Source organism: Actinoplanes sp. NPDC026670, assembly GCF_040638175.1.
Taxonomy (GTDB): domain Bacteria; phylum Actinomycetota; class Actinomycetes; order Mycobacteriales; family Micromonosporaceae; genus Actinoplanes.
Map to the genome: position 1 here is coordinate 51,045 of NZ_JBEZXU010000071.1, position 10,474 is coordinate 61,518.

The following is a 10,474-nucleotide window of genomic DNA, read 5'->3' on the forward strand; positions in this document are numbered from 1 at the left end:
ATCCCGCCCGTTTTCCCGGAGGTTTTTGTGCGACGAAACCGGATATTTGCCTCTATTGTCACCGCGTCCGCGCTGATCCTGACCGCCTGTGGCACCGCCGACACCCCGAGCACCCCGGCCCCCGGCGCGAGCGGCGCCCTGACCCCGATCAAGCTCCAGTTGCAGTGGTTCTTCCAGGCCCAGTTCGCCGGCTACATCGCCGCCGTGGACCAGGGCTTCTACAAGGAGCAGGGCCTCGACGTCGAGCTGATCGAAGGCGGCGTCGACATCGTCCCGCAGACCGTCCTGGCCACCGGCAAGGCCGACTACGCGATCGCCTGGGTGCCCAAGGCGCTGGCCTCCCGCGAGCAGGGCGCCGGCATCACCGACGTCGGGCAGATCTTCGCCCGCTCCGGCACCTACCAGGTGGCCTGGAAGGACAGCGGCATCACCAAGGCCGCGGACCTCAAGGGCAAGAAGGTCGGCAACTGGGGCTTCGGCAACGAGTTCGAGCTGTTCGCCGGCATGACCAAGGCCGGGCTCGACCCGGGCAAGGACGTCACCCTGGTGCAGCAGCAGTTCGACATGCAGGCGCTGCTGAAGAAGGAGATCGACGCCGCCCAGGCGATGAGCTACAACGAGTACGCCCAGCTGCTGGAGGCGAAGAACCCGGCCACCGGGCAGCTCTACACCGCCGACGACTTCTCGATCATCGACTGGAAGACCGAGGGGTCGTCGATGCTCCAGGACGCGGTGTGGGCGAACACCGAGAAGCTCAACGACCCGAACTACCAGGCCCAGACGGTGAAGTTCCTGACCGCCACGATCAAGGGCTGGGCGTTCTGCCGGGACAACGCCGAGAAGTGCCGTGACCTGGTCGTCGCCAAGGGCTCCAAGCTCGGCAAGAGCCACCAGCTGTGGCAGATGAACGAGGTCAACAAGCTGGTCTGGCCGGCCGCCGGCGCCGGGATCGGCGTGATCGACGACGCGGCCTGGAAGCAGACCGTGGACATCTCGCAGACCACCAAGAACCAGACCGGCGACACGGTCCTGAAGGCGGCCCCGGCCGGCCTGGCCTACACGAACGACTACATCAACCAGGCGATCGAGCAGGCCAAGGCCGCGGGGGTCGACGTGACCGGCTCGGCGTTCCAGCCGGCCACGGTGACGCTCACCGAGGGTGGCGCCTGAACCGGGCGGGCATGACTAGACGGCCCAACTAGACGGGAATGAGACGCGCCGCGAGGGCGACCGCAGTCAGGTCGCCCTTGCGGAGTTTCTCGGCCGCGTCGGCCTCGCCCAGGCCCTCCAGCCGGACGGCCGAGGCGTCGATCAGCGCGTCCTCACCGGCCAGCAGGCGGCGGGCGATCCGTGACTGGGCCGGGCTCAGCTCCGCGTACGCGCATTTGTCCAGCGCCTCGACGGTCTCCTGGTCGAGATGGCCGTCCATCGCCCGCTCGGTGACGATCTTGAGGAGCCAGCTCGGCCACCAGCTGTACTTGCCGACCACCAGCCCGGACTGCATCGCCGCGGCCGGCTGGTGCCCGGCCGCGAGCATCTTCACCGCCAGATCCGCGTCGAACCGCTCCATCCGCATCGCGCCGACGAAGATCCGCAGGACCTGCTGGGTCTTGACGAACTCCTCGGCCGCGTTGGCCGCCTCACCGAACCGCCCCTCGAGCAGATGGCACAGCGCGTGCGCCTCGACGAGCGAGAAGCCGTCACCGGACCGCTCCTCCAGCCGCGTCACCGTCTCGACGAGCCGCTGCGCGCTCTTGCGGGCCCGGTCCGCCAGCTCCTCGGCCTGCGGTTTGTTGAGGTGCCGCACCACGACGTCGGTGGCGATCTCCGCCTCCCGCCGCAGCAGCGGCGAGCCGATCTTCGGAGTGATCAGGTCACCCAACCCCTCGGTCAGGTACGCGGTGTCGAACCGCTCGGAGGCCTCTTGGAACTGCGCCCACCAGGACGCCGGGTGTCTCCGTAGATGTTGTGTCACGCACCCAGCGTGACTTACCGATCACCCTCCGGCAAATGTTTCGGCCGAGAGGAATGCGTGACAGAACTCATCGGGTTGAGCAGACCGCCCTTGACGACGGCCCGGCTCAGCGGACGGGTCAGCTCGGCGAGCCGCCGGCAGCCGTCCTCGCCGAGCTCCCGCCAGGCCACCTCGGCCACCTGGTCGGTGCGGTCCTCGACGTGCGCCCGCAGAGCAACCCCGGCCTCGGTCAGCTTGCCACCGGCGTCCAGCAGGCCGCTGCGGCGCAGATCGTCCTCAGCCTCGGCCCACTGCTCGGGACTCCAGCCCCGGCTGGCCCGCAGGAAGCCGGCCGGCGAATCGCCGCTGGCCTCGTGCATGACGATCGCGTCCAGGCCGCTGATCCCGTTCGACAGCAGCGCCGCCACGTGCCCGTCGCCACGGAACTCGCGCAGCAGCGTCTGGGCGTGGAAGAGCACCAGGTGCGGGCGGTCCGGCCAGGGCAGGGCGGCGTGCGCGGCGAACAGTGGCCGCCCGTGCGGCAGGGTCACCGCCTTCTCCGCCGCCCGGCGGGCCAGCACGGCCGCCTCGGCGACCTCCGGGCCGTTCACCACCTCCGCGCCCAGCCCTCGGGTCAGAGCGGCGTCAACGGCCTCCAGACGGGCCGCGAGCAGCTGCTCCGGCGACGCCTTGGACCAGACCGCGGGCAGCGCCCGGGCCACCCGGGCCGGATTGAAGTTGTAGAAGGTGGCGGCCACGATCTCCGGGCCCACCGGGCCGAACGCGGCGCCACGGGAGGCGAAGTAGCCGTCCATCGGGCGGATGCCGAACGCCGCGTAGCGCTCCGGCGCCTCCGGCACGAAGTAGATCATCGCGTGCAGCGGCTCGGTGACCCGCCAGGCCAGACGGTACGGGCTCTCGTTCACAGGTCCCATGGCAGCTCCTCGGCGTGGACGGGGTCTCCGGAACCGACGGCGCCGGAGTGACGTGGCGCGGGCGGCGCCGCCGACACCGTAGACCACCGGCCGGACCGGCGGGCCGCCTCACGGACCACCAGGTGCACCGGCAGCGGGGGCGGCGGGAACGGGCCGGTCCCCCAGCGCACCCAGATCGCGACCCGTCCGGCGGCCGCCTCGGCCAGCAGCTTGTCGACGGTCCGCTGGCGGTCGGTGCGGTCGATCTCGACGGCCAGCGGCGGGCCGTCCGGGCGGGCGCAGGCCACGTCGATGACCGAGTTGCCACGCAGCGGCGGCGGCAGCGGGAACACGCTGGGCGCACGCCGGTACACCCGCCAGCCCTGCCACTGCGCCCACCGCTGCACCGAGCCGGCGATCCGCGCGGCGGCGTCCCCCTCCGGCAGGTCGGTGAACGCCAGCTGGCCCAGCCACTCGGTGAGCGACCGGGCGGTCTCGGTTCCGTCGTCGGCGCTCATCGCCGTACGATATCGGGCTTTTAGGCTGCGGCCTTCACCCGCCGGGCGGCGAGGAGCTCGGTCAGCTGCTCGGGCGGCATCGGCCGCCCCAGGTGGTAACCCTGGCCGACGTGATAGCCGAGGCGCAGCAGCCGGTCGGCCTGCTCCTGGCTCTCGATGCCCTCGGCGACCGTGTCCAGGCCGAGCGCGTCGGCGAGCTGCGCCACCGCCCGGGCCACCGCCTGCCGGGCGTGCGCCGCCGGGGTGTCCGGCTCGTCGAGCTCGATGCCGTCGACGAACGACTTGTCCAGCTTGACGATCGCCGCCGGGAAGGCCCGCAGCAGGCTCAGCGACGACTCGCCGGTGCCGAAGTCGTCCAGGGCCAGCCGCACCCCCATGTCGTGCAGCTCGTGCAGCACCTGGGAGACGTGCTGGCCACGCAGCACCGCCGACTCGGTCAGCTCCAGGACCAGCCGGTTCGACGGCAGGCCGGAGTCGGCGAGAGCGGCCGCCACGTCGGCCACGAAGTCCGGGTCGTGCAACTGCCGGACCGACACGTTCGGGGCGGCCTTGTCCAGCACGTCCGGGCCGAACTCGGCGATCCACGCGGCCGCCTGCCGACAGGTCTCGCGCAGCACCCAGCGGCCCAGCGGCACGATCAGGCCGGTCCGTTCGGCGGCCGGGATGAAGTCGGCCGGCGACACCATGCCGCGTTCCGGGTGCTCCCAGCGGACCAGCGCCTCCACCCCGACGATCCGGCCGTCGTCGAGCGAGACGATCGGCTGGTAGACGATCCGGAACTCACCGGCGTCCAGCGCCCGCCGCAGGTCGCCGCCGAGCCGGGCGTGCGCCGACGCCGGCCGTTCCATGCCCCAGGCGTAGCGGACCCAGTTGGCGCGGCCGCGCTCCTTCGCCGCATAGAGGGCGGCGTCGGCCTGGCGCAGCACGTCGCTGGCCGGAGTACCGGGCGGGGCGGTGGCCAGCCCGGCGCTGAACTTCACCAGCAGCCGCTGGTCGCTGATCGGCACCGCGGTGGCGGCCGCGATCCGCCCGGCCAGCTCCTCGCCGGTGGTGTCCGGTGGCAGCAGCACCGCGAACTCGTCGCCGGCCAGCCGGGCCACCTCGGCGCCCGGCCCGGCGAGCTCCCGCAGCACCTGTGCGAACGCGACCAGCAGGCCGTCGCCCGCGTCGTGGCCGAGCGAGTCGTTCACCGTCTTGAACTCGTCCAGGTCGGCCAGCAGCACCGTCGCCGGGCCGGTCTCCAGGACCCGGTCCAGGGCCTGCCGGAACAGCGCCCGGTTGGCCAGGCCGGTCAGCGGATCGTGGGTGGCCTCGTGCCGCAGCCGCGCCTCGGACTCCTGTTTCTCCCGCAGCAGCCGGGCGTTCTCCCGGTAGACCACGTACTGCCGCAGCGCCACCAGGCCGGTCACCACGACCGCGGCGGACACCACGGCCCGGCCCTCCCAGACACCGGGCGCCCAGTGCCATGGACGGATCAGCACGTCCGCGACGGGCACGTCCACGGCCAGCACCGCCAGGTACGGCAGCCACACGTTGCCCTTGCCCACCACCCGCGGGTCGGTGGCCGCGGTCAGCTGACGGCGCACGCCGAGCGCGATCAGCAGGCCGCAGACCGGCATGCACACCGCCTGGCCGGGCAGGATCCCGTTCTCGCCACGCAGCACCGCGAGCAGCGCCACCGCGGCCGCTATCAGACCGGTCGAAGCGACCAGGCGCATCGCCCGGCGGTCCACCGGGCCACCGGCGACATACGCCACCTTGGTGATCGCCCCGGCCGCGAACGCGCACGCCAGGAGCAACACGGTGAGCGCCGACGGGCTCCACGGGTCGGGCGACCAGAACATCGGGGCGATGCCGAAATGCCACAACACGATCGCGCAGCCGAGGAACGCGATGGTCCGGTCCAGCCACTGCTTGCCGCGTTCGTACCAGCTGGTGACCCCGACCGGCACCTGACCCACGCCCCACATCGCGACCAGCACCCCGGCGCCGATCAGCGCGGCCCCCGCCGGCGGCATGTTCGGCAGTTCCGGGGCGGTCCGGAACGCGTCTACCACGAGCAGCGTGAACCCGGCCGCGAACAGGTAACAGCAGATCTCCAGCAGCAGCCAGAACCGGCGCCCGGCCGGGGCCAGGGCCGGGCGGGCCGTCCGGCGCAGCGCACGCACCGACAGCCCGCCCACGGTCATCGCCAGCGGCATGAACAGGTAGCCGATCGCCACCGTGCCCGGGGCGGTGATCAGCCACAGCCCGTACCAGAGGGTGCCGAGCAGGCAGATCAGGGCGGTCGTGACGACGTGCCGCCTCATGACGTCAACGTCCGGCTGCGCTGCTTCTCCTCGTACATCAGCAGGTCGGCGCTGTTCAGCAGATGGTCGCCGACGCCGGCCGGACCGGTCGCCAGGCCGATGCTGGCGCCCACCCGCAGTTCCCGGCCGTCGACCACGGCCGGTTCGCTGATCGCGGCCCGGATCCGGTCCGCCATCCGCTCGGCAGCCGGCCGGTCGCCGCCGGTCAGCACCGCGAACTCGTCGCCGCCGAGCCGGGCCGGCACGTCGTCCGGGCCGGTGCAGTCACGCAACAGGTCCGCCACGTGCCGCAGCACCGCGTCGCCGGCCGCGTGGCCGTACGTGTCGTTGATGTGCTTGAAGCCGTTGAGGTCGATCAGCAGCACCGTGGCGTCGCCCGGGCAGCCGTCCATCGCCGCGGTGAACTCGCGCCGGTTCGCCAGCCCGGTCAGGTCGTCGTGCCCGGCCTGGTAGCGCAGCCGCTCGTGCAGCTCCCGGGACTCGGTGACGTCCCGCGAGTTGCACACCACGCCGCCGATGCCGGGCTCCTCCATCAGGTTCACCGCGACCACCTCCAGCCAGCGCCACGATCCGTCGGCGTGCCGGTAACGGCCCTGGAAGGTCATCTCGGCACCCGGGGTCGCGTACACCTCGTCCAGCTCGGCGCCGAGCCGCGCCCGGTCGTCGCGGTGCAGGATGTCCAGCGAACACCGGCCCAGCACCTCGGCCGGCGAGAAACCCAGGATCCGCTCCACCGCCGGGCTGGCGTAGGTGAACCCGCCGCCCGGCCCGGCGATCGAGATGATCTCCGAGGAGTGCTCCAGCAGGGCTGTCAGGCGCTGCTCACGGTGCCTGATCTCGCCGACCAGGGAGTCGTTGTCGGCCAGCGCCAGCACCTGCCGGGCGATCACCACGGCCACGTTGACGAGCAGACCGGCCAGCGCGCCCCACGCCGACACCCCCAGCCCCCGGGAGGCCAGCATCACCACCAGGGCGACCGCACAGACCAGAGTGCCGGTGTACGGGAGCACGCTGTACCGGCGGCGCCTGTTGAACCACTCCCGCCCGTCCAGGCCGTCCACGCCGTGCAGGAACTGGAGCCGCGGCCCGGCCAGCACCAGGAAGCAGGGGCCGAGGACCGCCGCCATCTGCACACTGGTGTTCGGCACACTGCCGCTGGGCAGCAGCACACTCGACACCGCGAGGCCGATCGGGGCGACCACCATCGGGACGGCCGCCACCCGGCTCATCGGCGACATCCCGGTCAGCCCGGACCGGATCGCCACGAAGATCGCACAGAGCACCACGCCACAACCGAACAGGGCGAGGAAGAAGTTCTCCGGCCCGGCCGTGGCCATCCCCGGCCGGGTCATCAGGCACCAGGCCACCACGGCCGAGGCGGACATCAGGATCGCGGTGTCCAGCACCAGGCGGATCCGCTCCCGGCCGGACCTGGTCACCCGCTGGGTGAGCAGCAGGCCGACCGTCATCACCACCACGCCGAGCATCATCGACGCCGACTGCACCGGATGGAACGTGATCCGCTGGACGCTCGGATCGGCGACGAGCGACCACAGCTCGACCAGGTCGCCGACCATGAACAGCAGCCCGCCCACGCCCACCGACGCCCAGAAACGGCGCGCGTGCGGCGGCAGGCCGGGCACCCGGCACACCTGGCGGGACAATCCGAACAGCGCGAGGTCGAGAACCGGGGTGACGGTCCAGCACGCGATCATCTGAGCCCGGGGCGTGCCCACGTCCAGCAGGAACGCCCCGATCACGAGCACGGCGGCCACCGCCACCGTGATCAGCACCGGATCGCGCCACGAGCCGGCGCGCACCGCTGGTGGCATGCCACTACTCCGTCCTGCTCCGGTCCCTCCCCGCCAGCAATCGGCCGGAGGGCTCCCGGTCTTAGTCTTAAACGCCGACGACCGGCACGCCCCGGCTTGTCATGGCGGGTGGGGCGTACCGGTCGCCGGTGGTCTTGTCACTCGCTCTCGGACGGCTCCGGGCTCTCCGTGGGCGACTCGGTGGGCGACCCCGTGGGCGACTCCGTGGGCGACTCCGTGGGCGCGGACGACTGCGACGGCGCCGGTTCCGGGGACACCGAATCGCTGGGCGACGGCGAAGCGGTCGGGGTGGACGGCGTGGGCGCCGGCTTCACCTTCCCTACGGCCTGGATCCGGCCGGCCAGGTAGGCGGTGTCCGCCCGGGTGCCGGTCACCGACACCCGCAGGCCCACGATGAGGGCGTCCAGTTTCACCTTCCGGCCGTTCAGGACGATCCGCGCGTTGGCGGCGACACTCATCGTCACGGTCTTCCCGCGTACATCCTTCGTGCCGCTGCGGGCCGCGACGGTGACCGTTCCGGCGGCCGCGTCGACCGCGGTGACCGTGCCGCTGGCCTGGAACGGCGTCTTCTTCCTGTCCGGTTTCGGTTTCTTGTCGGTGACCACGCTCGTGGCGGCCGGCGACGGGCTCTGGGCATAGGCGGCCACACCTGTCACCGCGGTGGGGACGACGACCGCCACGGCCAGGGCGACTGCTGCGGCGCTACGGCGCATACGCATGGGTGGGACTCCTCAACTCGGGGGTGATGTCATCGTTCGCCGTTCCGGGTTCAGTCCGGTGCGCCGCCGGTTGCGGATCGGTTGCACCGGTCACCGCATGGACGGCGAGATGCGCCACGCCCCGGATCAGTTGCACCGGTCACCGCACAGACCGCGGAGACGCGCCACGCCCCGCTCACGGATCGGTTGCACCGGTCACCGCACCGACGGCGAGATGCGCCACGCCCCGCTTGCTGATCAGTTGCACCGGTTTCCGCACGGACGGTGAGATGCGCCGTGCCCCGCGAATCCGGGAGTTGACATGCTGTGCCGGACTGGGCGAATGTCCTGGGATGCACGAAGTTTGGCCGGACTCGGGAGTGCTGCTCGCCTCGCGGTACCGCCTTGTCACGCTCCTCGAGACGGGTGGCATGGCGCAGGTCTGGCGAGCCACCGACGAGCTGCTGGACCGGCCGGTCGCGGTCAAGTTGCCGGCCGGCGACACCCGGGCCGCGCACATGGCGTGGCGCGAGGCGCGGCTCGCGGCCCGGCTCTCCCATCCGGGCATCGCCGCAGTCCACGACTACCGTGAGGCGGTCCGGCCGGACGGCTCGGTCGCCCCGTTCGTGGTGATGGAGTTGCTCAGCGGCGAGACCGTCGCGGCACGGCTGTGCGACGCCGACGGCCCGGTGCCGTGGGGTGAGGCGGTGTCGATCGGGGCCGCCGTCGCCGAGGCGCTGGCCGCCGCGCACGCCGCCGGGGTGGTGCACCGCGACATCAAGCCGGGCAACGTGATGTTGTGTCCCGGCGGGGTCAAACTCCTCGACTTCGGGATCAGCGCCGCCGCCGGCGAGGCCGACGACGACGACACCGGGGTCAGTTTCGGCACCCCCGCCTACGCCGCGCCGGAGCGCCTCGACGGCAAACCCGCCGAGCCCGCCACCGACCTGTACGGGCTGGGCGTCCTGCTGTTCGAGATGGTGACCGGCGATCCGCCGTACGACGTGAACACCTGGGAGGAGCTGGCCGCCGCCCAGGCGCACGGCCCCACCCCGCTCCCGGAGACCCTGCCGGGCCGGTTGCGCGAGCTGATCCTCAGATGCCTCGACGACAACCCGTCCCGCCGCCCGACCGCCGCCCAGGCCCGCCGAGCCCTGACCCGGCTGGTCCCGTCGGCTCCGGCCCGCCTGACGATCCCGCTGCCCAAGCCCCCGCCGACCGGCCACGCGAAGGTGCTGCCGCCCCAGCCCCGGGTCACCTCCCCGGGCGCCCGGCGGGTCGCGTTCGGCGCCGCCCTAGCCGGCGTGGCAGCGATCGGTGTGGCCCTCGTCTACGCCGCCAACACCCCCCGCGAGCCGGTCGAGGTCGCCCAGCCACCGGCGTCGTCCCCGGCCACGGCCCGGACGGAGTCGCTGGTCCCGAAGGAGACGATCTCCCCCGCCGCGTCGACGCCCCCGCCTCCCTCCCCACCGGAGCCGACGACGGTCACCCCGACCGACCCGGTGCTGACCGTCGAGGCCGCCCTGACCCGGGTCCAGGACACCATCGAACAGGGCCAGCAGTCCGGCGGGATCCGCCCCGACGTGGCTCTCGACTTCCAGAACCTGCTGCGCCTGATCGACCCCACCGACGACAGCGTCACCGACCAGGTGGACGAGTTGCTGGGCAAGGTCCGCCAGCGCCTCAACGAGGGCGGCCTGACCCCCGACCAGGCGGCCCTGCTACGCCAGCGCCTGACCGACCTCCGAACCGCCTCAACCCCCTGACCAGCCCCACCGCCCCCACCCCCGCACACCGGCCCCACCCCAGCACACCCGGGTCACCACACCCGCACCCGCCGGTCACCACACCCGCATCCGCACACCCGGGTCACCGCCCCCGCACACGTAGGACACCACACCCGCACCCGCACACCCCGGGTCACCGCCCCCGCACACGTAGGACACCAGCCCGAAGCGGAAATACCGCATTTGCGGAGGATTCGGCCTCGGCCGGCCGTGCAGATCTTGCACGGTTCTCCTCCCTGGCAGGGATCTTGCAAGGTTCTTCACGTCTGGGGGCGGTTTGTCGTGCAAGGTCCACTGCGCCGGGGAGACCTTGCAGCTTTCTTCCCGTCGGGGCATGGAAAGGACTGCAAGATCGGCGCGAGGGTGAAAAGTCGGCTCTCCGGGTGGATGTGTGGGTTAGGTGCGGCCTGGTAGGTCGATGTTGTAGCCGCCGAGGTGGAGTTTGGCGAGGGCGATGAGGGC

At 72.1% G+C, this 10,474-nt stretch carries 9 protein-coding genes; 2 read left to right on the forward strand and 7 right to left on the reverse strand.

Going from position 1 to position 10,474, the window contains the following annotated elements; all coding sequences use genetic code 11:
• The first annotated feature begins 27 nt into the window (after positions 1 to 27).
• Complete coding sequence (locus tag AB0E94_RS43235) at positions 28 to 1,170, forward strand: ABC transporter substrate-binding protein (protein ID WP_360339137.1); 1,143 nt, start codon at positions 28 to 30, stop codon at positions 1,168 to 1,170.
• 28 nt (positions 1,171 to 1,198) lie between these two features.
• Here AB0E94_RS43235 and AB0E94_RS43240 read toward each other — a convergent pair whose 3' ends face one another.
• From AB0E94_RS43240 to AB0E94_RS43265, 6 genes are all read right to left on the reverse strand, one after another.
• A complete protein-coding gene (locus AB0E94_RS43240) occupies positions 1,199 to 1,975 on the reverse strand; it encodes a hypothetical protein (protein WP_360339139.1) in 777 nt (258 codons plus the stop codon).
• A 14-nt stretch (positions 1,976 to 1,989) separates the two neighbouring features.
• A complete protein-coding gene (locus AB0E94_RS43245; RefSeq protein ID WP_360339142.1) occupies positions 1,990 to 2,889 on the reverse strand; it encodes a hypothetical protein in 900 nt (299 codons plus the stop codon).
• Positions 2,877 to 3,386 (reverse strand): hypothetical protein, encoded by a 510-nt coding sequence (locus AB0E94_RS43250; RefSeq protein WP_360339145.1) that lies wholly within the window; start codon positions 3,384 to 3,386, stop codon positions 2,877 to 2,879. The genes AB0E94_RS43245 and AB0E94_RS43250 overlap by 13 nt, the downstream gene beginning before the upstream one ends.
• A 20-nt stretch (positions 3,387 to 3,406) precedes the next feature.
• Entirely contained in the window at positions 3,407 to 5,695 is a 2,289-nt protein-coding gene (locus tag AB0E94_RS43255) for a bifunctional diguanylate cyclase/phosphodiesterase (RefSeq protein WP_360339148.1), read from the reverse strand.
• Positions 5,692 to 7,527, reverse strand: coding sequence for a diguanylate cyclase (locus AB0E94_RS43260; protein WP_360339151.1), 1,836 nt, complete (start codon positions 7,525 to 7,527; stop codon positions 5,692 to 5,694). The genes AB0E94_RS43255 and AB0E94_RS43260 overlap by 4 nt, the downstream gene beginning before the upstream one ends.
• A 137-nt stretch (positions 7,528 to 7,664) precedes the next feature.
• Positions 7,665 to 8,246, reverse strand: a complete 582-nt coding sequence (locus AB0E94_RS43265; protein WP_360339154.1) for a hypothetical protein — start codon at positions 8,244 to 8,246, stop codon at positions 7,665 to 7,667.
• Positions 8,247 to 8,578: 332 nt separating this feature from the next.
• On the opposite strand from AB0E94_RS43265, the gene AB0E94_RS43270 reads away from it, so the two are divergent.
• The gene (locus AB0E94_RS43270; protein ID WP_360339157.1) at positions 8,579 to 9,991 is read left to right on the forward strand and encodes a serine/threonine-protein kinase; all 1,413 of its coding nucleotides are present in this window, start codon (positions 8,579 to 8,581) and stop codon (positions 9,989 to 9,991) included.
• A gap of 75 nt (positions 9,992 to 10,066) precedes the next feature.
• Here AB0E94_RS43270 and AB0E94_RS43275 read toward each other — a convergent pair whose 3' ends face one another.
• Positions 10,067 to 10,195 carry a hypothetical protein gene (locus AB0E94_RS43275; protein WP_360339160.1) on the reverse strand — a complete coding sequence of 43 codons (129 nt, stop codon included), beginning with the start codon at positions 10,193 to 10,195 and terminating at the stop codon, positions 10,067 to 10,069.
• Positions 10,196 to 10,474 lie beyond the last annotated feature (279 nt).

Excerpts from the sequence above, each read along its gene's own strand:
- AB0E94_RS43245 (WP_360339142.1), bottom strand. The coding sequence starts at position 2,889 with ATGGGACCTGTGAACGAGAGCCCGTACCGTCTGGCCTGGCGGGTCACC.
- AB0E94_RS43250 (WP_360339145.1), bottom strand. The coding sequence starts at position 3,386 with ATGAGCGCCGACGACGGAACCGAGACCGCCCGGTCGCTCACCGAGTGG.
- AB0E94_RS43255 (WP_360339148.1), bottom strand. The coding sequence starts at position 5,695 with ATGAGGCGGCACGTCGTCACGACCGCCCTGATCTGCCTGCTCGGCACC.
- AB0E94_RS43260 (WP_360339151.1), bottom strand. The coding sequence starts at position 7,527 with ATGCCACCAGCGGTGCGCGCCGGCTCGTGGCGCGATCCGGTGCTGATC.
- AB0E94_RS43265 (WP_360339154.1), bottom strand. The coding sequence starts at position 8,246 with ATGCGTATGCGCCGTAGCGCCGCAGCAGTCGCCCTGGCCGTGGCGGTC.
- AB0E94_RS43270 (WP_360339157.1), top strand. The coding sequence starts at position 8,579 with ATGCACGAAGTTTGGCCGGACTCGGGAGTGCTGCTCGCCTCGCGGTAC.
- AB0E94_RS43275 (WP_360339160.1), bottom strand. The coding sequence starts at position 10,195 with ATGCGGTATTTCCGCTTCGGGCTGGTGTCCTACGTGTGCGGGGGCGGT.